At 71.4% G+C, this 23,977-nt stretch carries 19 protein-coding genes and 3 pseudogenes; 15 read left to right on the plus strand and 7 right to left on the minus strand.

Translation table 11 applies throughout. The features are described from left to right. The first annotated feature begins 100 nt into the window (after window positions 1-100). The gene (locus ACFUJY_RS28440) at window positions 101-589 is read left to right on the plus strand and encodes a glutathione peroxidase (protein ID WP_383304930.1); all 489 of its coding nucleotides are present in this window, start codon (window positions 101-103) and stop codon (window positions 587-589) included. Between the two features lie 8 nt (window positions 590-597). On the opposite strand, the gene ACFUJY_RS28445 is transcribed toward ACFUJY_RS28440, so the two are convergent. Both ACFUJY_RS28445 and ACFUJY_RS28450 read right to left on the minus strand, forming a co-directional pair. Continuing rightward, the gene (locus ACFUJY_RS28445; protein ID WP_383304932.1) at window positions 598-996 is read right to left on the minus strand and encodes a hypothetical protein; all 399 of its coding nucleotides are present in this window, start codon (window positions 994-996) and stop codon (window positions 598-600) included. A gap of 159 nt (window positions 997-1,155) precedes the next feature. Continuing rightward, complete coding sequence (locus ACFUJY_RS28450; protein WP_018105241.1) at window positions 1,156-2,382, minus strand: acyl-CoA dehydrogenase family protein; 1,227 nt, start codon at window positions 2,380-2,382, stop codon at window positions 1,156-1,158. 171 nt (window positions 2,383-2,553) lie between these two features. Here ACFUJY_RS28450 and ACFUJY_RS28455 point away from each other — a divergent pair, with 171 nt between their 5' ends. Then, on the plus strand, window positions 2,554-3,204 hold the full coding sequence (locus tag ACFUJY_RS28455) for a TetR family transcriptional regulator (protein WP_383304934.1): 651 nt from the start codon (window positions 2,554-2,556) through the stop codon (window positions 3,202-3,204). A gap of 25 nt (window positions 3,205-3,229) precedes the next feature. Here ACFUJY_RS28455 and def read toward each other — a convergent pair whose 3' ends face one another. Next, window positions 3,230-3,784 carry a peptide deformylase gene (def, locus tag ACFUJY_RS28460; protein ID WP_383305133.1) on the minus strand — a complete coding sequence of 185 codons (555 nt, stop codon included), beginning with the start codon at window positions 3,782-3,784 and terminating at the stop codon, window positions 3,230-3,232. Between the two features lie 248 nt (window positions 3,785-4,032). Here def and ACFUJY_RS28465 point away from each other — a divergent pair, with 248 nt between their 5' ends. Next, window positions 4,033-5,226 (plus strand): right-handed parallel beta-helix repeat-containing protein, encoded by a 1,194-nt coding sequence (locus ACFUJY_RS28465; RefSeq protein WP_383304936.1) that lies wholly within the window; start codon window positions 4,033-4,035, stop codon window positions 5,224-5,226. A gap of 48 nt (window positions 5,227-5,274) precedes the next feature. On the opposite strand, the gene ACFUJY_RS28470 is transcribed toward ACFUJY_RS28465, so the two are convergent. After that, the gene (locus ACFUJY_RS28470) at window positions 5,275-6,441 is read right to left on the minus strand and encodes an alanine--tRNA ligase-related protein (protein ID WP_383304938.1); all 1,167 of its coding nucleotides are present in this window, start codon (window positions 6,439-6,441) and stop codon (window positions 5,275-5,277) included. Between the two features lie 388 nt (window positions 6,442-6,829). On the opposite strand from ACFUJY_RS28470, the gene ACFUJY_RS28475 reads away from it, so the two are divergent. From ACFUJY_RS28475 to ACFUJY_RS28495, 5 genes are all read left to right on the plus strand, one after another. Further along, entirely contained in the window at window positions 6,830-8,068 is a 1,239-nt protein-coding gene (locus ACFUJY_RS28475; protein WP_073968916.1) for a MurT ligase domain-containing protein, read from the plus strand. A 34-nt stretch (window positions 8,069-8,102) separates the two neighbouring features. Then, window positions 8,103-8,831 carry a type 1 glutamine amidotransferase gene (locus ACFUJY_RS28480; RefSeq protein WP_073968917.1) on the plus strand — a complete coding sequence of 243 codons (729 nt, stop codon included), beginning with the start codon at window positions 8,103-8,105 and terminating at the stop codon, window positions 8,829-8,831. A gap of 167 nt (window positions 8,832-8,998) precedes the next feature. Continuing rightward, the gene (locus ACFUJY_RS28485) at window positions 8,999-10,024 is read left to right on the plus strand and encodes a 6-phosphofructokinase (protein WP_383304941.1); all 1,026 of its coding nucleotides are present in this window, start codon (window positions 8,999-9,001) and stop codon (window positions 10,022-10,024) included. A 118-nt stretch (window positions 10,025-10,142) separates the two neighbouring features. Continuing rightward, window positions 10,143-11,093, plus strand: a complete 951-nt coding sequence (locus ACFUJY_RS28490) for a cytochrome c oxidase assembly protein (protein ID WP_383304943.1) — start codon at window positions 10,143-10,145, stop codon at window positions 11,091-11,093. Between the two features lie 66 nt (window positions 11,094-11,159). Beyond that, window positions 11,160-11,318, plus strand: coding sequence for a hypothetical protein (locus tag ACFUJY_RS28495; protein WP_383304945.1), 159 nt, complete (start codon window positions 11,160-11,162; stop codon window positions 11,316-11,318). On the opposite strand, the gene ACFUJY_RS28500 is transcribed toward ACFUJY_RS28495, so the two are convergent. Next, window positions 11,302-11,781, minus strand: a complete 480-nt coding sequence (locus ACFUJY_RS28500; RefSeq protein ID WP_383304947.1) for a diadenosine tetraphosphate hydrolase — start codon at window positions 11,779-11,781, stop codon at window positions 11,302-11,304. The genes ACFUJY_RS28495 and ACFUJY_RS28500 overlap by 17 nt on opposite strands. An 824-nt stretch (window positions 11,782-12,605) precedes the next feature. Between ACFUJY_RS28500 and ACFUJY_RS28505 the strand changes: the two genes are divergently transcribed. From ACFUJY_RS28505 to ACFUJY_RS28535, 7 genes and pseudogenes are all read left to right on the plus strand, one after another. After that, window positions 12,606-14,153, plus strand: coding sequence for an endo-1,4-beta-xylanase (locus ACFUJY_RS28505; protein ID WP_383304949.1), 1,548 nt, complete (start codon window positions 12,606-12,608; stop codon window positions 14,151-14,153). Between the two features lie 180 nt (window positions 14,154-14,333). Beyond that, window positions 14,334-17,093: a glycoside hydrolase family 48 protein gene (locus ACFUJY_RS28510; RefSeq protein WP_383305135.1), complete on the plus strand. Its 2,760-nt coding sequence runs from the start codon at window positions 14,334-14,336 to the stop codon at window positions 17,091-17,093. Between the two features lie 62 nt (window positions 17,094-17,155). Further along, window positions 17,156-17,800, plus strand: a pseudogene (locus ACFUJY_RS28515) (hypothetical protein); the annotation flags it as partial. A 129-nt stretch (window positions 17,801-17,929) separates the two neighbouring features. Then, window positions 17,930-18,394, plus strand: a pseudogene (locus ACFUJY_RS28520) (cellulose binding domain-containing protein); the annotation flags it as partial. Between the two features lie 140 nt (window positions 18,395-18,534). Next, window positions 18,535-20,667 carry a glycoside hydrolase family 6 protein gene (locus tag ACFUJY_RS28525; protein WP_383304951.1) on the plus strand — a complete coding sequence of 711 codons (2,133 nt, stop codon included), beginning with the start codon at window positions 18,535-18,537 and terminating at the stop codon, window positions 20,665-20,667. Window positions 20,668-20,835: 168 nt separating this feature from the next. Continuing rightward, on the plus strand, window positions 20,836-22,446 hold the full coding sequence (locus ACFUJY_RS28530; RefSeq protein WP_383304953.1) for a sigma-70 family RNA polymerase sigma factor: 1,611 nt from the start codon (window positions 20,836-20,838) through the stop codon (window positions 22,444-22,446). A gap of 79 nt (window positions 22,447-22,525) precedes the next feature. Beyond that, a complete protein-coding gene (locus ACFUJY_RS28535; RefSeq protein WP_383304954.1) occupies window positions 22,526-23,260 on the plus strand; it encodes a lysophospholipid acyltransferase family protein in 735 nt (244 codons plus the stop codon). A gap of 47 nt (window positions 23,261-23,307) precedes the next feature. Here ACFUJY_RS28535 and ACFUJY_RS28540 read toward each other — a convergent pair. Together ACFUJY_RS28540 and ACFUJY_RS28545 are read right to left on the minus strand one after the other, a co-directional pair. Beyond that, window positions 23,308-23,583 (minus strand): annotated as a pseudogene (locus ACFUJY_RS28540) (TetR/AcrR family transcriptional regulator); the annotation flags it as partial. Between the two features lie 57 nt (window positions 23,584-23,640). Continuing rightward, window positions 23,641-23,925, minus strand: coding sequence for a type II toxin-antitoxin system Phd/YefM family antitoxin (locus ACFUJY_RS28545; protein ID WP_383304956.1), 285 nt, complete (start codon window positions 23,923-23,925; stop codon window positions 23,641-23,643). Window positions 23,926-23,977: the final 52 nt, after the last annotated feature.

The raw sequence follows: 23,977 nt of genomic DNA on the forward strand, positions 1-23,977 counted from the left end.
CGGAGGACCGGGCGGCCATTCCTCGCGAGCCACAAGCGGCAAACACCCATCAGCCACACCCGGTCCCCCCGGACCGCCAACCATTCTTAGGGAGACATCCATGACGCTGTACGACATTCCGCTGCGCACCCTCACCGGCGAGCCGACGTCGCTGGGCGACTACCGCGGACGGGCCGTGCTGCTGGTGAACGTGGCATCGAAGTGCGGGCTGACTCCGCAGTACGCGGGTCTGGAACGGCTCCAGAAGGAGTACGCGGACCGCAGGTTCACCGTGCTCGGTGTGCCGTGCAACCAGTTCGGCGGCCAGGAGCCGGGGACCGCCGAGGAGATCGAGACCTTCTGCTCGACGACGTACGGGGTGAGCTTCCCGCTGCTGGAGAAGACCGACGTCAACGGCGCGGACCGGCACCCGCTGTACACGGAGCTGACCCGGCTCGCGGACGCGGCGGGCGAGGCCGGGGACGTCCAGTGGAACTTCGAGAAGTTCCTGATCTCACCGGCGGGCGAACCGGTCGCCCGCATCCGCCCCCGTACGGAGCCGGACGCACCCGAGCTGGTGGCGGCGATCGAGGCGCAGCTGCCCGCGTAGTTCCCGCCTCAGGCGCGGCTGAGCAGCACGGAGCCCTTGGGGTAGGTGGCATCTCCGCCCACGTTCGCCACCTGGACGAGGACGGGGGTGCCCTCCTTGATGTTGCCGGTCTTCCACGGCGTGCAGTACGGCGAGGTGTGGCCGCGGGTGGTGGCGGTGCGGTCCCAGGTGCCGTCCCGGCCGATGTCCAGCTTCACCTCGATGCTCCAGCCGTCGGCGGTGGTGTCGCAGGCCCGGATCGAGTCGCCGGGTGCGGACCCGTACGGGTCCGCGTTCCACTCCCCGTAGCCGCCGAAGACCGCCTCGACCGTCCGGGGCTCGGCGTGCGCCGTCGTCTGCACGGTGACCACGAGCCCGAAGGCCGCCGCCGCGGTCACCGCGATCCGTCCCGCACCGGCTCTCGCCATCCCCTGCTCCCTTCATCACCCGGTCACGATCTCCACCGGGAATCTACAGGTACATGGCAGGTGCACACCATCGCGCGTGCCGCACGGCCGTGGCCCCCGCCCCCCGGTACGGGCCGGTGGGACGGGGGCCGGTGACGCCGGACGGGCCTCGCGGCGCGGTCAGCGGATGGGCATGCCCGACAGGGTGCGGGCGATGACCAGGCGCTGGATCTCGCTGGTGCCCTCGAAGATCGTGTAGATCGCGGCGTCCCGGTGCATGCGCTCCACCGGGTACTCACGGGTGAAGCCGTTGCCGCCGAGGATCTGGACCGCCTGGGCGGTGACCTTCTTGGCCGTCTCGCTCGCGTACAGCTTGGACATGGAGCCCTCGGCCGACTCGAACGGCTTGCCGGTGGTGGCCATCCAGGAGGCGCGCCAGACCAGCAGCCGGGCCGCGTCGATCTGGGTGCGCATGTCGGCGAGCTGGAACGCGACGCCCTGGTTGTCGATGATCGGGCGGCCGAACTGGGTCCGCGTCTTCGCGTAGTCGAGCGCCACCTCGTACGCGGCGCGGGCGGTGCCGACCGCCATGGCGCCGACGGCCGGGCGGGACGCCTCGAAGGTGGCCATCGCCGCGTTCTTCACACGCTCGCCGCCGGTGGCGGCCCGCTCGCGGGCACGGGCGAGGCGCTGGTCCAGCTTCTCCTTGCCGCCGAGCAGGCAGTGCCCCGGTACGCGCACGTCCTCCAGGACGACCTCGGCGGTGTGCGAGGCGCGGATGCCGTGCTTCTTGAACTTCTGGCCCTGGGAGAGGCCGGGGGTGTCCGGCGGGACGATGAAGGAGGCGTGGCCCTTGGAGCCGAGCTCCGGGTCGACGACCGCGACGACCACGTGGACGTTGGCGATGCCGCCGTTGGTCGCCCAGGTCTTGGTGCCGTTGAGCACCCACTCGTCCTTGGCCTGGTCGTACACCGCGCGGGTGCGCATCGAGGCGACGTCGGAACCGGCGTCGGGCTCGGAGGAGCAGAAGGCCGCGACCTTCACGTCGTCGGCGTCCCCGTACATCTGCGGAATCCAGGTGCCGATCTGCTCCTCGGTGCCGTTGGCGAGGACGCCGACGGCCGCCAGGCCCGTCCCGACGATCGACAGGGCGATGCCGGCGTCGCCCCAGAACAGCTCCTCCATGGCCATCGGGATGCCGAGCCCCGTAGGATCGAAGAACTGCTGGGCGTAGAAGTCGAGGGAGTAGATCCCGACCTTGGCCGCCTCCTGGATGACGGGCCAGGGCGTCTCCTCACGCTCGTCCCACTCCGAAGCGGCCGGGCGGATCACGTCCGCGGCGAAGCCGTGGAGCCAGTCACGGACCTGCTTCTGGTCATCGTTGAGCTCAAGCGTGAACTCGGCCATGTTCCCCTCCACGTACTGCCGTCGAAACGCTTCGTTACTTGCGGTAACAACAGTCTGTTACTGGCAAGTAGCCTGTGTCAACCGCATGAGACGCCATCCGCACCCCGCCGGACAGGGTGTTACGTTGCGCAGGCACGACGGACAGGCACGGTCAGGGGTGGGAGAGACGACATGGAGACCACACGACAGGCCGAGCGCCAGCGGACCACGGCCGAGCGCCGCCGCCGGGAGCTGCTCGAAGCCGCCGACCGCGTGGTGCTCAGGGACGGCCCCGGGGCCTCGATGAACGCCATCGCGGCGGAGGCGGGCATCACGAAGCCCATCCTCTACCGGCATTTCGGCGACAAGGGCGGCCTCTACCGGGCCCTTGCCAAGCGGCACACCGACGCACTGCTGAGCGCCCTGCGCGCCGCACTGGACGCCCCCGCGGAGCGGCGCGCCCGGGTCGAGTCGACGCTCGACACCTACCTCGCGGCGATCGAGGCCCGCCCGCAGGTCTACCGGTTCCTGATGCACCCGTCCGACGACTCGGCCCCCTCCCCCGAGCAGGGCTTCGACGTGGGCCGGCACTCCGCACCGCTGCTGCGCCGCCTGGGCGAGGAGCTGGCCACGGTGATCGCGGAGCGGGTGGACCTCGGCCCGGACAGCGAGGCGATGGCCCGCATCTGGGGGCACGGCATCGTCGGGATGATGCACGCGGCCGGCGACTGGTGGCTCGGTGAACGCCCTTGCTCGCGCGAGCAGCTGGTCCGCAGCCTCGCCGATCTCCTCTGGGGCCGGCTGGCCGCGGCGGGCGACCGCGCGGACGGGCCGGGCTTCTGACGCACCGTCGACCGGAGGGTCGCGGTCAGCCGGTACGCCCCCACGGCGCCCGGCGGGCCGCGCGCAGCACCCGGGCCCGGCGCAGCCCGGTCAGCCGGTCGGTGTAGACCCGGCCCTCCAGGTGGTCGCACTCGTGCTGGAGGCAGCGGGCGAAGAACCCGGTGCCGTCGATCCGGACCGGCTCGCCGGTCATCGTGACGCCCTCGACCACGGCGTGGTCGAAGCGGGGTGTGCCCGCCTCCAGGCCGGGGAGCGAGAGGCAGCCCTCGGACCCGCGCACCGTGACCCCGTCCGCCGCCACCAGGACCGGGTTCACCACGTGGCCGAGGTGGCGCACGTCCTCGTCGTCGGGGCAGTCGAAGACGAACACCCGTGACGGCACACCGATCTGGTTCGCGGCGAGCCCGACACCCCGCGCCGCGTACATCGTGGCGAACATGTCCTCGACGAGCCGGGCGAGCGGGGCACCGAACTCCGTGACGGGTTCGCACGCCGCGTGCAGGACCGGGTCGCCGAGCAGGCTCATGGTGCGGACGATTCCGGAGCTGCCGGGGATCGAGCGGTTGCGCATGGCCGTCATCGTACGTTCCACGGGGTGCCCCCCGGCACTCCGGGCGGGCCCGGGCACAGCCCTCGTCAACGCCCTCACGGGAGTCACCCGGCGAACCTCCCGCCCGGACCACGGCACACCCTTGTTCACATTCTTGACCAACACATATATCTGTGGACGTTGACGCGTCCATGGCATCACTCTACGGTCGACGGAAAGCGCTTGCACCCAGCCGGACGTCATCCCGTCCGGCCCACTCCCCCCACCTGGAGTAGAAGATGCAGCTCAAGCCTGTTCTCGCATGCGCCGGCCTGCTGGCCGGCTCGCTCGCCGTCCTGGGCACCACCGCGCAGGCCGCCCCCGGCCAGGAAAACGCTTCCCTCGCGGCCGGCGCCCTGTATGTGGCGCCCGACGGCACCGCCGACGCCGCCGGCACCGAGTCGGACCCCACCACGCTCGCGTCGGCGATCAGCCGGGTGGACGCCGGCGGCACGATCTACCTGCGCGGCGGCACGTACCGCTACGGGCAGACGGTCACCATTCCGCCGGGCAACGACGGCACATCGGGTGCCCGCACCACCATGGCCGCCTACCCGGGCGAGCGACCGGTGCTGAATTTCTCGGAGATGAGCGAGGACCCCGCCAACCGCGGACTCGCGGTGAACGGCGACTACTGGCACATCGACGGCCTCACGGTCGAGCGCGCCGGCGACAACGGCGTCTTCGTCGGCGGCAGCGACAACGTCATCGAGCACGTCGTGACCCGCTTCAACCGCGACTCGGGGCTCCAGATCTCCCGGATCTCCTCCGACACCCCCGACGACGAGTGGCCGGCGGACAACCTCGTCCTCAGCTCCGAGTCGCACGACAACGCGGACTCCGACGGCGAGGACGCGGACGGGTTCGCCGCCAAGCTCACCGCGGGCCCCGGCAACGTCTTCCGCTACACGGTCTCGCACAACAACATCGACGACGGCTGGGACCTGTACACCAAGACGGAGACCGGCCCCATCGGCCCGGTGACCATCGAGGACTCCCTCAGCTACGACAACGGCACCCTCTCCGACGGCACGGTGAACGAGGACGGCGACCGCAACGGCTTCAAGCTCGGCGGCGACAAGATCAAGGTCAACCACGTCGTGCGGCGCAACATCGCCTACAACAACGGCCACCACGGCTTCACGTACAACAGCAACCCGGGCTCGATGACCGTGTCCGACAACGTCGGCATCGACAACGAGGAGCGCAACTTCTCCTTCGACAAGGGCACTTCGGTGTTCCGGGACAACACCTCCTGCCGCAGCGGGGACGGCTCCAACGACAAGACGGTCGGGGACGCGGACGGCTCCAACCAGTTCTGGACCGGCTCCAACGGTCCCCGGTGCTCCGCGTACGACGGCGCCCTGGACTGGTCGTTCGCCTCCGAGGGCCGCCTGGTCGTGTCCTTCGGCGGGACCGTGGTCACTCCGTGACGCGTCCGGCGGTGCCGGGGGCGCGGTCCCCCGGCACCGCCGCCCGTCTCACTCCTCGCGCAGGGTCGTCACCAGGTCGCGCGGCAGCCCGTGGGTGTCGTGGAGGTAGTGGAGGTCCTCCTCCGACAGGGCCCCGCGGAACCGGGGCCGGGCCAGCACCTGCCGTCCGCGTTCCAGGAGCCGGACGAACCGGCGCTCCTCGTCGGCCAGCACGCGCAGCACCTCGCCGGGGTCCACGTCCTGCCGGAAGTGGGCCAGGGTGTGGCGGACCGGCTCGGTCGGCAGATCGCCGAGCGTGCGCGAGGGGTCGTCGCGCCGGAGCACGGTCAGGGCCCGTCGCAGCAGGCGGCGCAGCACGTAACCGCGTCCGGTGGCGGCCGGGCGGACCCCGTCGCCGATGACGACGACGGCGGAGCGCAGGTGGTCGCAGACCAGCCGCAGGGCGGGCTCGTCCAGCGGCCACAGGGCCGGTACGGACCGGCGCCAGGGGTCGAAGACGTCGCACTCGAACACCGAGCGCCGGCCCTGGAGCAGCGAGGCCAGGCGTTCCAGACCGAGGCCGGTGTCGACGTTGCGGCGCGGCAGCGGCACCAGTGAGCCGTCGTCGAGCCTGCGGTGGCTCATCGTGACGTGGTTCCACACCTCCACCCAGCGGTCGTCCCGGGTGGGCGTGGACACCGGCGGCCCCTCGCCGCTCCAGAGGAAGATCTCCGAGTCGGGGCCGCACGGCCCCGTCGGCCCGTTGGACCACCAGTTGTCCTCGACGGTCAGCTCCACGGGGACGCCCCGTTCCCGCCACACCCGCAGCGAGGCGGAGTCGCGCTCGGTGCGCTCGTCGCCGGCGTACACCGTGGCGTGCAGCCGTCCGGGATCGATGCCCAGGCCCTCGGTGAGCAGCCCGTACCCCCATTCCAGGCTCTGCGGGCCCTCGTAGTCGCCCAGCGACCAGCTGCCGAGCATCTCGAAGACGGTGAGGTGGGTGGCGTCGCCGACCTCGTCCAGGTCGGTGGTGCGCAGGCACCGCTGCCGGTTGACCAGCCGGCTGCCCAGCGGGTGCGGGCGGCCCTCCAGGTACGGGGTGAGGGGATGCATCCCCGACGTGGTGAAGAGCACGGGGTCGCCGGGCGGCGGCAGCAGGGTGGAGCCGGTGACGCGGCGGTGGCCGCGCTCCTCGAAGTACTCCAGGAAGGTACGGGCGAGCTGTTCGGTCTCCATCGGGACGGCTCCTTCGCGGGTGGCGGGGAGGCGCCGGAGAACGGGGCCGTTCGGTCACCCGGCCGGGGAGGAATCACCGCGGCACCACCGACGGACCGTTTCCGGTCGCCGGGGGAAGGGAAAGTCAGACGGCGGCAACCGGCGAGCTGGTCGCTCGCGCGGTCGCGGTGGTGGTGATGCCGTTGACGTCCATACGCCGACGGTAACGCGCCCCCGGCCGCCCGTGCACCCGGATTCCGTCGCCGGCGGGCCCATGGAGAACGCGACGGCCCGCTCACGCGTCCTCCATTCCAAGGGAAGTCCACGAGCCGGACGGTGCCGCCGTGCGGTCATGGTGCCGGACATCGATAGGCTGGGCGGCGGACCGATGCAAGGAGGATCTAGGACGATGGCAGGCAACACGGAGCCGTTGTCGCCGCGGGCCAAGCTGGCCGTGACGGCGGGCAAGGCCGCTGCGGCGGTGTCGCGGGCGGCCGGGCGGGGCAGCGGATCGGTGATCGGCGGCCGGGTGGCGCTCAAGCTCGACCCCGACCTGCTCGGGCGGCTGGCGCAGCACCTGGACGTGATCCTCGTCTCGGCGACGAACGGCAAGACGACCACCACCCGGCTGATCGCCGAGGCGCTGCGCGCCGCGGGCCCGGTCGTGTCGAACGCGCTCGGCGCCAACATGCCCGCGGGCATCACGTCCGCGCTGGCCGGCGGCTCCGACGCGCAGTACGGCGTGATCGAGGTGGACGAGAAGTACCTCGCCGGGGTGGCCCGCGACACGACGCCCAAGGTGATCGCGCTCCTCAACCTCTCGCGCGACCAGCTGGACCGGGCCGCGGAGACGCGGATGCTGGCCGAGAAGTGGCGCGAGGGGCTGTCCGGCTCCAAGTCCGTGATCGTCGCCAACGCCGACGACCCGCTGATCGTCTGGGCGGCCTCCTCCTCCCCCAACGTGGTGTGGGTCGCGGCCGGCCAGGCGTGGAAGGACGACGCCTGGTCCTGCCCGTCCTGCGGCGGGGTCATGCAGCGCCCCGGCGACGACTGGTTCTGCGGCGAGTGCGGCTTCCGGCGTCCGCCGCCGAGCTGGGTGCTGCACGGCGACTACGTCCTCGACCCGCACGGTTCGGCGTGGCCCATCCACCTCCAGCTCCCCGGCCGCGCCAACAAGGCCAACGCCACGAGCTCGGCGGCCGTCGCCGCGGTCTTCGGTGTGCCGCCGCAGGTGGCGCTGGAGCGCATGTACCAGGTGCAGGCCGTCGCAGGCCGGTACGACGTGGTGAGCTTCCTCGGCCGTGAGCTGCGGCTCCTGCTGGCGAAGAACCCGGCGGGCTGGCTGGAGACGTTCTCGCTGATCGACCCGCCGCCGACCCCGGTGATCCTGTCGGTGAACGCGCGCGGCGCGGACGGCACGGACACCTCGTGGCTGTGGGACGTCGACTACACCCAGCTGGCGGGCCACCCGATCTTCGTGCTCGGCGACCGCAAGCTGGACCTCGCGGTCCGGCTCGAAGTGGCCGGGCTCGACTTCCGGGTCTGCGAGAACCTGGACGAGGCCGTGCAGCAGGCCCCGCCCGGGCGCATCGAGGTCATCGCCAACTACACCGCCTTCCAGGACCTGCGCCGCCGTGTCGGCAACTGACCCCGGCCCCGGGCCCCTCCGGAGAGGACGAAGCATGAGCAACAACAGCCTGCGGCTGGTGTGGGTGTACCCGGACCTGCTGAGCACCTACGGCGACCAGGGCAACGCCCTGGTGGTGGAGCGCCGGGCCCGCCAGCGCGGCCTGGACGTGGCGCGCGTCGACGTGCGCAGCGACCAGCCGGTGCCCACGTCGGGCGACATCTATCTGATCGGCGGCGGCGAGGACCGGCCGCAGCGGCTCGCGGCGGAACGGCTGCGGCGCGACGGCGGGCTCGCCCGGGCCGCGTCCAACGGCGCGATCATCTTCTCGGTCTGCGCCGGCTACCAGATCCTGGGCCACGAGTTCATCAACGACCTCGGTGAGCGCGAGCAGGGTCTCGGGCTGCTGGACGTGGTCTCGACGCGCGGCGAGGGCGCGCGGTGCGTCGGCGACGTGCTCGCGGACATCGACCCGCAGCTGGGCCTTCCGCCGCTGACCGGGTTCGAGAACCACCAGGGCGTCACGCACCTCGGGCCGACGGCACGGCCGTTCGCCCGGGTGCGGTTCGGCCGGGGCAACGGCACGGGGGACGGTACGGAGGGCGCGTACAACGACACCGTGTTCGGCACCTACATGCACGGTCCGGTGATGGCGCGGAACCCCATGATCGCGGACCTGCTGCTGAAGCTGGCCCTCGATGTGAACGCGCTCCCGCCGACCGACGACCGGTGGTACGAGGCGCTGCGCGCGGAGCGCGTCGCGGCTGCCACACAGCCCGCCTGACCAGGCATTTCACTGGTTGTCCGATGAGTGGCGCAGGGCTCGGATGAGCGGCGTCCAGCAGGCGGACGCCCGGTTCGGTCCCGCCACCCTGCGCCGGTAGGGTGGCGGGGATCCAACCGGACGACGTGGTCCGGTCGTCGGCCCACGTTGCAAAGGTTTCCCGGGCAATGCGAATTGGTGTGCTCACCTCCGGCGGCGACTGCCCCGGCCTCAATGCCGTCATCCGGTCCGTCGTCCACCGCGCTGTGGTCGACCACGGCGACGAGGTCATCGGTTTCCACGACGGGTGGCGGGGCCTCCTGGAGTGCGACTACCGCAAGCTGGACCTGGACGCCGTGGGCGGCATCCTCGCCCGCGGCGGTACGATCCTCGGCTCCTCCCGGGTCCAGCCGGCACATCTGCGCGGGGGCGTCGAGACGGCCCGGGGCCATGTGCGCGACCTCGGGCTCGACGCGATCATCCCGATCGGCGGCGAGGGCACCCTGAAGGCGGCGAACCTGCTCTCCGAGGCGGGGCTGCCGATCGTCGGTGTGCCGAAGACCATCGACAACGACATCGCCTCCACCGACGTGACCTTCGGCTTCGACACCGCCGTCGGCGTCGCCACCGAGGCGCTGGACCGGCTGAAGACCACCGCCGAGTCGCACCAGCGCGTCATGATCGTCGAGGTCATGGGCCGCCACACCGGCTGGATCGCCCTGCACTCCGGCATGGCGGCCGGTGCGCACGCCATCGTCGTACCGGAGCGTCCCTTCGACATCGACGAGCTGACCGACGTCGTGGGCCGGCGCTTCTCGGCCGGCAAGAAGTTCGCGATCGTCGTGGTCGCGGAGGGCGCGAAGCCGCGCGAGGGGTCCATGGACTTCCGGTCGGGCGCCACGGACGTCTACGGCCACGAGCGCTTCACGGGCGTGGCGACCCAGCTCTCCGTGGAGCTGGAGCAGCGCCTCGGCAAGGAGGCCCGCCCGGTGATCCTGGGCCACGTCCAGCGCGGCGGCACGCCGACCGCGTACGACCGCGTCCTCGCGACCCGGTTCGGCTGGCACGCGGTGGAGGCGGCGCACCGCGGTGAGTTCGGCATGATGACGGCGCTGCGCGGCACGGACATCACCCTGGTGCCCCTGGCGCACGCCGTGGAGACCCTGAAGACGGTCCCGGCCGCCCGGTACGCCGAGGCGGAGTGCGTGCTCTGAGCGACGCCCCGACACGAGACCGCCCCCGGCCGCATCCTCGGCCGGGGGCGGTTCTACTCTGGTCGGGACAACCGGCACGAAACGGGGACGTCCCGGCGTTCCCATCGGGAGTGAACAGATGGATCACAGCGGGCACGGCATGAACATGGACCTGCCGCCGTTCACGCTGGGACGCGGGCTCCAGTTCTCCGCGGACCCGTTCTTCCTGATCGGCTGCGTCCTGGCGGTGCTGCTGTACGGGTACGGGGTGCTGAGGCTGCGGCGGCGCGGGGACGAGTGGCCCGTGGGGCGCACGGTCCTGTTCGTGATCGGTGTGCTGACGATCGCGCTGGTGATGTGCACCCGGCTCAACGACTACGGCATGGTCATGTTCAGCGTGCACATGGTGCAGCACATGGTGATCAGCATGCTGTCGCCCATCCTGCTGCTGCTGGGTGCTCCCGTGACGCTCGCGCTGCGCGCACTGCCGGTCGCGCCGCGTGGCACGAAGGGGCCGCGCGAGCTGCTGCTGATGCTCCTGCACAGTCGGTACATGAAGATCGTGACGCATCCCGCGTTCACGATCCCGCTGTTCATCGCCAGCCTGTACGGCCTGTACTTCACGCCGCTCTTCGACTATCTGATGGGCTCCACGGCCGGGCACCTCGCGATGATGGTGCACTTCCTGGCGGTCGGCCTGTTCTTCTTCTGGCCCATCATGGGCGTCGACCCGGGCCCGCACCGCCCCGGTTATGTGATGCGGATGCTGGAACTGTTCGCCGGGATGCCGTTCCACGCGTTCTTCGGGATTGCGCTGATGATGGCCTCCACGCCGATGGTGGAGGTGTACCAGGACCCGCCGGCCTCGCTGGGCATCGAAGCGCTGTCCGACCAGAGCGCGGCGGGCGGCATCGCCTGGGCGTTCAGCGAGATCCCCTCGGTGGTGGTCCTGGTGGCGCTGGTGTTCCAGTGGTACCGCTCGGAACAGCGGACGGCGAAGCGCTCGGACCGGGCCGCGGACCGCGACGGGGACCAGGAGCTCCAGGCGTACAACGCGTATCTCGCCTCGCTGCAGGCGCGCGGACAGTAGCGGCGGACCCTCCTTTCGGGTGACGATGGCCTTTACGGCCGCGCGGCCGACGAGGAGGGTGCGCGCATGTCCGGATCCACGAAGACGATGGGAATGCTCACCGCCGGCGCTCTGGTGGCGGTGACCGCGTACACGGTGGCCCTGGGGAGCAACGGCTGGCTCTGGTTCGGCTGGGTGATCCTGGGGCTGATCACCGTCGGGATGGCGGCTACCCGGGAGACGTGAGGCGGGCCAGTTCCTCGTCGACGGCGTCGCGCACGACTGCGTGCCGGGGGCCGAGCGCGTGGCTCCCGTCGCTCCAGTGCTCGCGCGGGTAGAGCCACACCGGTCCGCCCACCAGCTCAGGCGGCTCCCAGTCGTACCGGGGCCACACGTGTGCGTGCAGGTACGGATCGGTGTTCCCGAGGATCTCCAGGTTGACCCGTCGGAACGCCGGGTCCAGCCGCCCGCAGGCCCGTTCGACGGCCTCGCCGAGGGCGTCCATGTCGGCCAGGAACTCCAGTCGACGGGGGCGCGGGAGGTCGGACAGCCGCTGCACGGCGGGGTCGTCCACCTGTAGTACGGAGTATCCCGGCAGGAACTGGACGTCCCCGATCGCGGCGAACCCCGCCTTCAGCCTCCGGAGCACCGTGGGGTTCCCGCCCCGCAGCGCGGCACCGATCCGGTCCTGCCGCCAGTCGTCCGTCATGGGCGACGACTGTACCGGCGGCCGTGGCCGTTGCGGGGTGCGGGCGCGTCCCGGCCGGAGGGCTGGAGCGCTCCCCTGCGCTGGTCCGCGCCCGGCGGACGCGGATTCGGGCAGCGTTACGCCGAGGTGAACCGGAGCATACGGTGACCGGCCGCGACCGGCTGCTTCCGGGCCGGCCGACCGGCGCGGGCCCACGCGGGCCGTCCTGTCGTTGCCGCCTACACCTTCAGGGCCGGCGTCGGCGATGCGAACATCGCAAACGCGCCGGGCAGGTGTCGGCGCTCTCGCCCCTTCCGTCACTCCCGGTCCGCTCCTTCACGCGGGCGGCCCTCGCCGCCGGGCCGGCGTCACCGCCGCCGACGTCCGCCGGGTGTGCCTCTGCCCTGCGCTTCGTCGCCACCGGCCGCACCGTGGAACCCGTCACCGCACCGATGGCACACCTCACTCCGGGTGACGACACGCCCGCGCCCCGGACGGGCGTCCGGGCCGCGCGGCGGCCCCGCGCATGCGATTGCGAACGCCCTCCGAGGGCGTCGTCGGCTGTCGCCCCGCACCTGGTTACCGACGGTTACTCGGTCGTCAACTCCGCCGGCCGGAGGGTCCGTTCGACGTGTGGCCGCGTTCACGCGGTCGTAAGCCAGTTGCGCTTTAACTCTTGACAGGTGCCTGTCGCCACGCCACCTTGGGAGCGCTCCCACAATCAAGACTTGCACACTCCACCCCCTCCCCTTCTCCCCCAACGCCGTTGAGCCGCAAGGGCGTTACGGGGCGCAGCCGCGCTCCCCGTGACGTTCCAGGTTGCCCGGCAGAGGAAGGCGTTTGTCATGAGCTTGGTGAAGCGTTGTAGGCCCCGCCGCACCGCGGGGCTCCCGGCCCTCGTGGTCGGGGCCCTCGCCCTGGCCACCGGCCTGGCGGGCGGGCCGGCGTCGGCCGCATCGCAGGACACACTGCACGAGCTCGCCGAAGCCCAGGGCAAGTACTTCGGCTCCGCCACGGACAACCCCGAACTCCCCGACGCGGCCTACGCGGCGAAACTGGGCTCCGAGTTCGGGCAGATCACCCCCGGCAACTCCATGAAGTGGGACACCACCGAGCCCACCCGCGGCCAGTTCGACTTCACCAAGGGCGATGTGATCACCGACTTCGCCCGGGAGCACGGCCAGACCGTGCGCGGGCACACCCTGGTCTGGCACAACCAGCTGCCCGGCTGGGTGGGCTCGCTGCCCGCCGCCGAGGTGGAGACGGCCATGACCGACCACATCACCGCGGAGGCCACCCACTACCGCGGCGAGGTGGCCGCCTGGGACGTGGTGAACGAGCCGTTCAACGAGGACGGGACCTTCCGCACCAGCCCGTTCTACAACGCCATGGGCAAGGACTTCATCGCCAAGGCCCTGCGCGCGGCGCACGCCGCCGACCCGGACGCCAAGCTGTACATCAACGACTACAACGTCGAGGGCAAGGGCGCGAAGAGCGACGCGATGTACGACCTGGTGAGCGATCTGCTCGCCGACGGCGTGCCGCTCGACGGGGTCGGGATGCAGGCGCACCTGGCGACCCAGTACGGCTTCCCGTACCAGATGCAGGCGAACATGCAGCGGTTCGCCGATCTGGGCCTGGACGTCGCCGTCACCGAGCTTGACGTGCGCATGCAGCTCCCGGCGGACGCCGCCAAGCTCGCCACCCAGTCCTCCTACTACGCGCAGGTGGTCGACGCCTGCCTCGCCGTCGAGCGCTGCGTCGGCATCACGGTCTGGGACTACACGGACAAGTACTCCTGGGTGCCGAGCACCTTCCCGGGCGAGGGCGCCGCCAACCTGTACGACGACAACCTGGCCCCCAAGCCCGCCTACGCCGCCGTGCGCACCGCCCTGGGCGACGAGGACGGCGGGGACGACGGGGGCGACGACGGCTCCACGCCGGGCACGCTGAAGGTCCAGTACCGCGCCAACGACTCCTCGGCCGGTGACAACCAGATCAAGCCCGGCCTCCAACTCGTGAACACCGGCAGCGCCCCGGTCAGCCTCCCCGCGGTCACCGTGCGCTACTGGTTCTCCGGCGACAACGGCGCCTCGACGTACGACAGTTGGTGCGACTGGTCGCCGATCGGCTGCTCCACCATCACGCACCGGGTGGTGGCCGCGAGCACCGCGAAAGCCGGCGCCGACCACTACCTCGAAGTCGGCTTCGCGAGCGGCACCCTCGCCCCGGGCGCGTCGACCGGCGAAATGCAGCTGCGCCTGAGCAAGACGGACTGGTCGAACTTCGACGAGTCCGACGACTACAGCCACGGCACCGGCACCTCGTACGCCGACGCCTCGAAGGTCACCGTGTACGTCGGCGGCGAACTGGTCTGGGGCATCGAGCCCTGATCCCGGGGCCCCGCTCAGGCCCCTGCTCCCCCGCGCCGCCCCTCCCCGTGAACCATCCCCGCGCAACCGCCGCACCCCGTCCCCACCGCTCCCCTCCTCCTCTCCCCCTCGACGACACCCGCCACTGGAGGATTTGTGTCGATATCACGTAGAACGTTCAGCAGCGCCCTCGGCGGCAGCGTGCTGGCCATCGGTCTCACCCAGGGCACCGCGGTCGCCCGGCCCGCCTCGGCGCAGGCCGGCACCGGAGCCCGCGCGGCCGCCGCCGGTGACGACCCGTACACACAGGCGTTCCTCACCCAGTACGCCAAGATCAAGGACGCCGCGAACGGCTACTTCAGCCCCGACGGCCTCCCGTACCACTCGGTCGAGACCCTGATGGTCGAGGCGCCGGACCACGGCCACCAGACGACGTCGGAGGCCGTCAGCTTCTGGATGTGGCTGGAGGCGGCGTACGGCAGGGTGACCGGTGACTGGGCCCCGTTCAACGCGGCCTGGGCGGTCGCGGAGAAGACCATCATCCCGCAGCACGCCGACCAGCCCACCAGTGACGCGTACAAGCCCTCGGCCCCCGCGACCTTCGCGGCCGAGCACCCGCTGCCGAGCGGCTACCCCTCCGCGATGAACGGCTCGGTGCCGGTGGGCAGCGACCCGCTCTCGTCCGAACTCGCCTCGTCGTACGGGACGATGGACGTCTACGGCATGCACTGGCTGATGGACCTGGACAACATCTACGGCTACGGCAACAAGCCGGGCACCGGCAGCGAGTCCGGGCCGGGCGCCGGCGCGTCCTTCATCAACACCTACCAGCGCGGTGCGCAGGAGTCGGTGTGGGAGACCGTGCCGCAGCCGACCACCGACCTCTTCAAGTACGGCGGCCCGAACGGGTACCTCGACCTGTTCGTCGGGGACTCCAGCTACGCCAAGCAGTGGAAGTACACCAACGCGCCGGACGCCGACGCCCGCGCGGTGCAGGCTGCCTACTGGGCGTACCGCTGGGCCTCGGACCAGGGCAAGGAGAGCCAGGTCGCGGCCTCGGTGGCGAAGGCCGCCAAGATGGGCGACTACCTCCGCTACGCCATGTTCGACAAGTACTTCAAGCGCATCGGCGACTGCACCGACCCCAACTCCTGCCCGGCCGCCTCCGGCAGGGACTCCCAGCACTACCTGCTGTCGTGGTACTACGCCTGGGGCGGGTCCGCGGGCACCGGCGGCGGCTGGGCCTGGCGCATCGGTGACAGCGCCTCGCACCAGGGCTACCAGAACCCGCTGGCCGCGTGGGCGCTGTCCAACGTGCCCTCGCTCACCCCCAAGTCGGCGACGGCCAAGTCGGACTGGTCCAAGAGCCTGACCCGCCAGCTGGAGTTCCTGACCTGGCTCCAGTCCAGCGAGGGCGCCCTCGCGGGCGGCTGCACCAACAGCTGGGAGGGCAGCTACAGCGCGCCCCCCGCCGGTACGCCCACCTTCTACGGGATGGCGTACGACTGGCAGCCCGTGTACCACGACCCGGCGAGCAACAACTGGTTCGGCTTCCAGGCGTGGGGCATGGAGCGCGTCGCCGCGTACTACTACGTGACCGGCAACGCGACCGCCGAGGCGGTGCTCTCGAAGTGGGTCGCCTGGGCGTCGAGCGAGACGACCATCGGCTCCGACGGCAGCTTCCGCTTCCCCTCCACTCTGAACTGGACGGGCGAACCGGACACCTGGAACGCCGCCTCGCCCGGTGACAACGCCGGCCTGCACGTCTCCGTGGTGGACTACGCCAACGACGTCGGCGTGGGCGCCGCGTACGTCAAGACGCTGACCTACTACGCCGCCAAGTCGGGCGACGAGGACGCGGCGGCCCTCGCCAAGGCCCTGCTGGACGCGATGGCGCTGAACACCACGGACAAGGGCATCTCGGTGCCGGAGACCCGGCTGGACTACAACCGGTTCGACGACGAGGTGTACATCCCGTCCGGCTGGACGGGCACCATGCCCAACGGCGACCCGATCCGGTCCGGTTCGACGTTCATCGGCATCCGCAGCTGGTACCGGGACGACCCGGACTGGCCGAAGGTGCAGGCGTACCTGGACGGCGGGGACGCGCCCGTCTTCACGTACCACCGCTTCTGGGCGCAGGCCGCGCTCGCCCTGGCCTTCGCGATCTACGCGGAGCTGCTGGTGGAGGGCGGCGGCGGTGAGCCGGGCGGCGACACCGAGCCGCCGACCGCGCCGGGCGGCCTCACGGTGACCGCGACCACCAAGGACAGCGTCTCGCTCTCCTGGTCCGCGTCCACCGACAACGTCGCGGTGACCGGCTACGACGTGTACCGCAACGGTGTGCTGGCGGGCAACGCGACCGGGCGGACGTTCACCGACTCCGGGCTCGCCGCCGGCACCGAGTACACCTACGCGGTCGCGGCGCGGGACGCGGGCGGCAACACCTCGGCGCTGTCGGACGCGGTCCTCGCCAAGACGAAGACCGGCGGCTCCACCGGGACCGGGGCGGTGAAGGTCCAGTACAAGAACAACGACTCCTCGGCGACCGACAACCAGATCCGGATGGGCCTCCAGCTGGTGAACACGGGCAGCGCGCCCATCGACCTGTCGACGGTGAAGGTCCGGTACTGGTTCACCGCGGACGGCGGCCCGAGCACCTTCGGCACCTACTGCGACTACGCGGCGCTGGGCTCCTCCACCATCACCCACACGGTGGTCGCGGTCTCCAGCCCGAAGACGGGGGCCGACCGCTACCTGGAGGTCGGGTTCACCGGCGGCGCGGGCACACTGGCGGCCGGCGCCTCCACCGGTGAGATCCAGCTGCGGCTCAACAAGAGCGACTGGTCCAACTTCAACGAGTCGAACGACTACAGCCGCGCCACCAACACCGGGTACGCGGACTCCTCGAAGGTCGGCGCCTACGTCGCCGGCACCCTCGCCTGGGGTGTCGAGCCGTGACAGGCCGCCCGCTGCCGGCGCTGGCCGGGACGGCCGCCGCCCTGGTCCTGGCCGCCGCGTCGATGCTGACCGGCGCGTCCTCGGCCTCGGCGTCGGTGGTCACCGACTGCACGCCCTGGGGCACCACCGAAGTGCGCGGCGGGGAGTACCTCTACCAGCAGAACGAGTGGAACTCCGACAGCGAGCAGTGCGTCGGTGTCGATCCGGACACCGGTGCCTGGTCCGTCACCTCGGCCTCGTTCAACCTGCCGACGAACGGCGCCCCGGCGACGTACCCCTCCAGTTACAAGGGCTGTCACTGGGGGGCGTGCACGACGGACAGCGGGCTGCCGCTGCGCGTGGCCGAGCTGGGCAGCGTACACACCGACTGGTCGACCACCCAGGTCGGCTCCGGCGCGTACAACGTCTCGATGGACGTCTGGTTCAACTCGACGCCGGTCACCGACGACCAGCCGGACGGCACCGAGCTGATGATCTGGATGAACCACCGGGGCGGAGTCCAGCCGATCGGCTCGCGCACGGCGACGGTCCGGCTCGACGGCCGGACCTGGGACGTGTGGACCGGTCCCGGCGCGTCGGGCTGGAAGGTGATCTCGTACGTCCTCCAGGGCGGCGCGACCGAGCTGACCGGCTTCGACGTGAAGAGCCTGATCGACGACGGTGTCGGCCGGGGGCAGATCGATCCGGCGCACTACCTGATCGACGCCGAGGCCGGGTTCGAGATCTGGCAGGGCGGTCAGGGGCTCGGCATGAAGGAGTTCACCTTCGAGGCGAGCGCCGGCCCGGACGGCGGCGACGACGGCGGTGACGACGGCGGCGGCGGTGACGGCGATCCGGGCGGGGGCGGCACGACCGGCGCCCTCAAGGCGCAGTACAAGAACAACGACTCCGCGCCCGGTGACAACCAGATCCGGCCCGGCCTCCAACTGGTCAACACCGGCAGCACGGCGGTGGACCTGTCCACGGTGGAGCTGCGCTACTGGTTCACCCCCGAGTCCGGCTCCTCCGCGTTCGGCACCGCGTGCGACTACGCGGTCGTCGGCTGCGGAAGCGTGACGCACACGGTGCGGCGGGCCGGTACGGCCGCCGGTGCCAGCCACTACCTGGAGGTCGGGTTCTCCGGGGGCAGCCTCGCCCCCGGGGCCTCCACCGGAGAGATCCAGCTGCGGCTGAACAAGTCCGACTGGTCCGCGTTCGACGAGTCCGACGACTACAGCCGGACCGCGGGCACGGCCTTCGCCGACGCCCCGAAGGTCGGGGTGTACGTCAACGGCGCCCTGACCTCGGGCACCGCCCCGTGACCGGCTGAACCGCCGGTCACCCCACCACTCCCGATGGCGGGTTCTCACACTCACCCCGCTGAACCCGCCATCGGGCAGCACCCCCATGAACCCGTCTGCGGGGAGTCTCCGCAGGCGTACGAGAGGAGCACGGAGCCGCAATGAGTACCAGAGGCACCATCAAGCAAGGTCTGCGCAGGAGGCTGGCCGCAGCCTCCGCCCTGGCCATGGGCGCGGCGCTGGCGGTGGCGATCCCCACCACCGCCGACGCCGCGGCGGCCCGGGTCGACAACCCGTACGTGGGGGCCAAGGCGTACGTGAACCCGGACTGGTCCGCCCTGGCGGCGGCCGAGCCGGGCGGCGCGGCCATCGCCGACACCCCCTCCTTCGTCTGGATGGACCGCATCGCGGCCATCGAGGGCACGGAAGGGAAGCGGAGCCTGCGCGGGCACCTGGACACCGCCCTCGCCCAGGGTGCGGACCTGTTCCAGGTCGTCATCTACGACCTGCCGGGTCGTGACTGTGCCGCTCTGGCGTCCCAGGGCGAGCTCGGCGCCACGGAGCTCGACCGGTACAAGGACGAATACATCGATCCGATCGCCGAGATCCTCGCCGACCCGGCCTACGCGGACCTGCGCATCGTCACCATCATCGAGCCCGACTCGCTGCCCAACCTCGTCACCAACGCGGGCGGCACGGCCGGTTCGACCGAAGACTGCGCGACGATGAAGGCGAACGGCAATTACGAGAAGGGGATCGGCTACGCCCTGCACACCCTGGGCGCCATTCCCAATGTCTACAACTACATCGACGCCGCCCACCACGGCTGGCTGGGCTGGGACACCAACATGGCCCCGGCCGGCCTGGAGTTCAAGAAGGCCGCCACCACCGAGGGTGCCACGGTCAACGACGTCGCCGGCTTCATTGTGAACACGGCGAACTACTCGGCTCTGAAGGAGCCGAACTTCAAGATCACCGACTCGGTGAACGGCACCACGGTGCGCCAGTCCAAGTGGATCGACTGGAACTACTACACCGATGAGCTGTCGTTCGCCCAGGCGCTGCGCACCCAGCTGGTGAGCCAGGGCTTCAACTCCAACATCGGCATGCTGATCGACACCGCCCGCAACGGCTGGGGCGGCCCGGACCGGCCCACCTCGGCGGGCCCGCTGACCAGCGTGGACGACTACGTCAACGGTGGCCGCGTCGACCGGCGCATCCACGCCGGCAACTGGTGCAACCAGAGCGGCGCCGGCATCGGTGAGCGGCCCACCGCCGCCCCCGAGCCCGGGATCGACGCCTATGTGTGGGCGAAGCCCCCGGGGGAGTCGGACGGCAACAGCGAGCCCGTGGAGAACGACGAGGGCAAGGGCTGGGACCGGATGTGCGACCCGACCTACGAGGGCAACGGGCGCAACGGCAACAGCATGTCCGGCGCCCTGCCGAACGCCCCGGTAGCGGGTCACTGGTTCTCCGCGCAGTTCCAGGAGCTGGTGCGTAACGCCTACCCGCCGATCGACGGCAGCGGCGAGAACCCCGGCGGTGGCGACGACGACGACACGCAGGCGCCGACCGCGCCGACGGGTCTGACGTCCACCGCCAAGACCAGCAGCAGCGTCTCGCTGTCCTGGTCGGCGTCGAGCGACGACACCGGGGTGACCGGCTACGACGTGTACCGGGGCAGCACCAAGGTGAGTTCGACCACCTCCACCTCGTACACCGACACGGGCCTGTCGGCCTCGACCGCCTACAGCTACACCGTCAAGGCGAAGGACGCGGCCGGTAACGTCTCGGCGGCCTCCTCGGCCCTCTCCGTCACCACCTCCGCCGGGGGCGGCACCGGAACGGGCGCGCTGAAGGTCCAGTACAAGAACAACGACTCCTCCGCGACCGACAACCAGATCCGGATGGGCCTCCAGCTGGTCAACACCGGCAGCACGGCGGTGGACCTGTCCACGGTGAAGCTGCGCTACTGGTTCACCCCCGAGGCCGGCGCCTCCACCTTCGGCACCTACTGCGACTGGGCGGTCATGGGCTGCGGGAAGCTGAACCTGGCGGTGAAGTCGAACGGTTCCGCGGCCGGGGCCAGCCACTACCTGGAGGTCTCCTTCGGCAGCGGCACCCTCGCGGCCGGCGCCTCCACCGGTGAGATGCAGCTGCGGCTCAACAAGAGCGACTGGTCCAACTTCAACGAGGCGGACGACTACAGCCGCGGCACGGGCACCTCGTACGCGGACGCGTCGAAGGTCGGCGTGTACACGGCCGGTGCGCTCTCCTGGGGCACCGCGCCCTGATCGGTGACCGGATGATCCGGTGACTCCGTCCGGCCCCGCCACCTGTGTGGTGGGGCCGGACTTCTTTACGTACAAGTGAGCGACGGGTTTTTGTTATGGTCTCCGGCCGGGCGGCATCTCCCAGGTGTGCGTGAAGCCAGAACAGGACTCCGGAAGAGTGAGCACAGCATGGGCCAGGACCGCGAACGGGCGTTGATCAAGGCGGCACGGGCCGGTGACGGCGACGCCAAGGACCGACTCGTCGCGTCCTGTCTTCCGCTGCTCTACAACATCGTCGGACGCGCGCTGAACGGCCACGCGGACGTGGACGACGTGGTGCAGGAGACGGTCCTGCGCATGCTGCGCGCCCTGCCCGGCCTGCGGAACCCGGAAAGCTTCCGCTCCTGGCTGGTGGCCATCGCGATGAACGAGATACGGGCGCACTGGCGCGACCGGCAGTCCGCCGCGATCCCCGTGGAGCCCCTGGCCACCGGCCACGACCGGGTCGATCCGGCGGCGGACTTCGTGGACGTGACGATTCTGCGGCTCGGCCTGTCCGGGCAGCGCCGGCAGGTCGCCGAGGCGACCCGCTGGGTGGACGAGGACGACCGGGCGCTGCTCTCGCTGTGGTGGCTGGAGGCGGCGGGCGAGCTGACCCGGGCCGAGGTGGCCGCCGCGATGAGCCTGTCGCCCGAGCACACCGCCGTACGCGTGCAGCGGATGAAGGCGCAGCTGGACACCGCCCGGGTGGTGGTGGGCGCGCTGGCGGCCCAGCCCCGGTGCGTCCTGCTGGACGACATCCTCATCGGATGGGACGGGGCCCCCTCGCCGCTGTGGCGCAAGCGCATCGCACGGCACGCGCGCGGCTGCACGGTCTGCTCCGGGTTCGGCTCCGGGCTGGTGCTGGCCGAGGGCCTGCTCGTGGGTCTCGCGCTGGTGCCGCTCGCGGTGGCCGGAGCGGGCCGGGCCCCCCGGCTGACCGAGGTCGCGGCCGGCACACTCCTCGCCGCGCCCGCGCCCGCGCAGCCGGGCCGGGCGGCGCTGCGACGGGACCAGGCGCGCCGCCGCCGGCGGAACGCCGTGGTGGCATCCGTCGTCGCGGTGGGCGTGCTGGGCGCCGGGGGCGCCGCCGTCCATCTGTCGACGGGTGACGACGGCGGCGACGAGGTGTCCGTCGCGACCGCCCCCGAGACCGGCGGCGCCGTCACCGCGACCGCTTCCGCCGGGGCGCCCGCGTCCACGAAGCCGTCCGCCTCGCCCTCGCGCTCCGCCGCGAGCCGGGGCCCGAGTCCGGACGCCACGAAGAAGAAGGACCGGGCGAAGCCGGGGAGGACGGCCCCCGCGAGCAGCCGTCCCCCGGCGGCGAAGACCCCCACCGCGACCCGGCCGGCCCCGGCCCGGCCCACGCCGAGCCCGCCGTCGGACGCGGAACAGGTCCTGGCCCTCGTCAACACCGAGCGGGCGAAGGAGGGCTGCGGGCCGGTGACCGGCAACGACCTGCTGACCACCGCCGCACAGCGGCACTCCGAGGACATGGCCGCGCGGGACTACTTCTCGCACACCTCGCAGGACGGCTCGGGCCCCGGCGAGCGGATCACGGCCGCCGGCTACCGGTGGAGCACGTACGGGGAGAACATCGCCAAGGGCCAGCGGACGCCGGCCGACGTGATGGACTCCTGGATGAACAGCCCGGGCCACCGGGCGAACATCCTGAACTGCTCGTTCAAGGAGCTGGGCGTGGGCATACAGGACAGCCCCGGCGGCATCGTCTGGACCCAGGACTTCGGCGCGGGGATGTGAGACCCGGCGTCGTCCCGGCGGGGGCGGGGTACATGTCTCCATCATCGACCCGCTGAGGCCACCGGACCGGGGAGCGACCGTGTTTTACTACGTCCTCAAGTACGTCGTTCTCGGGCCGGCGCTGCGGCTGCTGTTCCGGCCGGTCATCGAGGGTGCGGAGCACGTACCGGACGACGGCGCCGCGATCGTCGCGGGCAACCACCTGTCGTTCTCCGACCACTTCCTGATGCCCGCGATCCTCAAGCGGCGGATCACCTTCCTGGCCAAGGCGGAGTACTTCACGGGCCCGGGCGTGAAGGGCCGGCTGACGGCCGCCTTCTTCCGCAGCGCGGGCCAGATCCCGGTGGACCGGTCGGGCAACGAGGCGGGGCGGGCCGCGATCCGCGAGGGCGTCGGGGTGCTGGAGCGGGGCGAGCTGCTGGGGATCTACCCGGAGGGCACCCGCTCGCACGACGGGCGGCTCTACAAGGGCAAGGTGGGCGTGGCGGTGATGGCCATCCGGGCCCGGGTGCCGGTGGTGCCGTGCGCGATGGTCGGCACCTTCGAGATCCAGCCGCCCGGCCGGCGGCTCCCCCGTCTCAGGCCCGTCACCATCCGCTTCGGCGAACCGCTGGACTTCTCGCGCTACGCGGGCCTGGAGCACGAGAAGGCGGCCGTCCGCGCGGTGACCGACGAGATCATGTACGCGATCCTGCGGCTCTCCGGCCAGGAGTACGTGGACGAGTACGCCGCGAAGGTGAAGGAGGCGGCCCCGGGCGGACAGCCGGGCCGGTCCCCCGTGCGGCGGCGCCGGGAGCGGATGCGCGAACGGTGAACGTCCCCGGCCGGGGCGTGCGTCTCCGGTAGCGTCCCGGGGCCGCGTCAGCCGGCCTGCGTCAGGTCCATCGACATCAGCCCGCGCAGACCGTCCTCGAGGACCTCCGGTCCGGTGTCGCCGAACATCGCGAGCTGGGCGATGAACCCCTGGGCGGTCGCGATCAGGGCCCGGGCGACGTGGTCGTCCGGCACGTCCGCCCGGAGCATCCCGGCCTCCCGGTACACCCCGACCAGCGCGGTCCAGGAGCGGCGCAGCTTCCCGAACGCCTCGGCGAGGGCGGCCGCCAGCCGCTCGCTGCGCAACGTCTCGGACCACACCTCCTCACTGCGGTGGGCCCCCGTCCCGGCGGACGGGGGCGCACCGCCGCGTATCGGGGGTCAGTCCTCCCGGCCGTGGTGGCCCCGGTGCTCCGCCGCGATGCCGAAGCGCTGCCGTTCGCCGGGAGCGGACGGAGTGGCACCGATCGAGGAGACCGAGCTGATCACGTGCTCCCGCTCCGCCGCCTCCTCCTGCTCAAGACGTTCCAGGTCAGCGGCCGATACGAGGGCGACGAGCGGTTTCCCGTGCCGCGTGACGACCACGCGCTCGCCGCCGTAGACGACTCGGTTGATCAGTTCCGCGAGTTCGGCCCGGGCTTGCGTCACCGGAATCTCGTAAGCCATGCTCCCATCATAACCTTCTGTACGTCCTGTACATTTTTTACGGAAGCGTGCG

The organism is Streptomyces sp. NPDC057249 (assembly GCF_042669245.1).
Lineage (GTDB): Bacteria > Actinomycetota > Actinomycetes > Streptomycetales > Streptomycetaceae > Streptomyces.

What these genes read in the sequence shown, in the direction of transcription:
- ACFUJY_RS28440 (WP_383304930.1), top strand. Translation starts at nt 101, where the DNA reads ATGACGCTGTACGACATTCCGCTGCGCACCCTCACCGGCGAGCCGACG.
- ACFUJY_RS28445 (WP_383304932.1), bottom strand. Translation starts at nt 996, where the DNA reads ATGGCGAGAGCCGGTGCGGGACGGATCGCGGTGACCGCGGCGGCGGCC.
- ACFUJY_RS28450 (WP_018105241.1), bottom strand. Translation starts at nt 2,382, where the DNA reads ATGGCCGAGTTCACGCTTGAGCTCAACGATGACCAGAAGCAGGTCCGT.
- ACFUJY_RS28455 (WP_383304934.1), top strand. Translation starts at nt 2,554, where the DNA reads ATGGAGACCACACGACAGGCCGAGCGCCAGCGGACCACGGCCGAGCGC.
- def (WP_383305133.1), bottom strand. Translation starts at nt 3,784, where the DNA reads ATGACGGCCATGCGCAACCGCTCGATCCCCGGCAGCTCCGGAATCGTC.
- ACFUJY_RS28465 (WP_383304936.1), top strand. Translation starts at nt 4,033, where the DNA reads ATGCAGCTCAAGCCTGTTCTCGCATGCGCCGGCCTGCTGGCCGGCTCG.
- ACFUJY_RS28470 (WP_383304938.1), bottom strand. Translation starts at nt 6,441, where the DNA reads ATGGAGACCGAACAGCTCGCCCGTACCTTCCTGGAGTACTTCGAGGAG.
- ACFUJY_RS28475 (WP_073968916.1), top strand. Translation starts at nt 6,830, where the DNA reads ATGGCAGGCAACACGGAGCCGTTGTCGCCGCGGGCCAAGCTGGCCGTG.
- ACFUJY_RS28480 (WP_073968917.1), top strand. Translation starts at nt 8,103, where the DNA reads ATGAGCAACAACAGCCTGCGGCTGGTGTGGGTGTACCCGGACCTGCTG.
- ACFUJY_RS28485 (WP_383304941.1), top strand. Translation starts at nt 8,999, where the DNA reads ATGCGAATTGGTGTGCTCACCTCCGGCGGCGACTGCCCCGGCCTCAAT.
- ACFUJY_RS28490 (WP_383304943.1), top strand. Translation starts at nt 10,143, where the DNA reads ATGGATCACAGCGGGCACGGCATGAACATGGACCTGCCGCCGTTCACG.
- ACFUJY_RS28495 (WP_383304945.1), top strand. Translation starts at nt 11,160, where the DNA reads ATGTCCGGATCCACGAAGACGATGGGAATGCTCACCGCCGGCGCTCTG.
- ACFUJY_RS28500 (WP_383304947.1), bottom strand. Translation starts at nt 11,781, where the DNA reads ATGACGGACGACTGGCGGCAGGACCGGATCGGTGCCGCGCTGCGGGGC.
- ACFUJY_RS28505 (WP_383304949.1), top strand. Translation starts at nt 12,606, where the DNA reads ATGAGCTTGGTGAAGCGTTGTAGGCCCCGCCGCACCGCGGGGCTCCCG.
- ACFUJY_RS28525 (WP_383304951.1), top strand. Translation starts at nt 18,535, where the DNA reads ATGAGTACCAGAGGCACCATCAAGCAAGGTCTGCGCAGGAGGCTGGCC.
- ACFUJY_RS28530 (WP_383304953.1), top strand. Translation starts at nt 20,836, where the DNA reads ATGGGCCAGGACCGCGAACGGGCGTTGATCAAGGCGGCACGGGCCGGT.
- ACFUJY_RS28545 (WP_383304956.1), bottom strand. Translation starts at nt 23,925, where the DNA reads ATGGCTTACGAGATTCCGGTGACGCAAGCCCGGGCCGAACTCGCGGAA.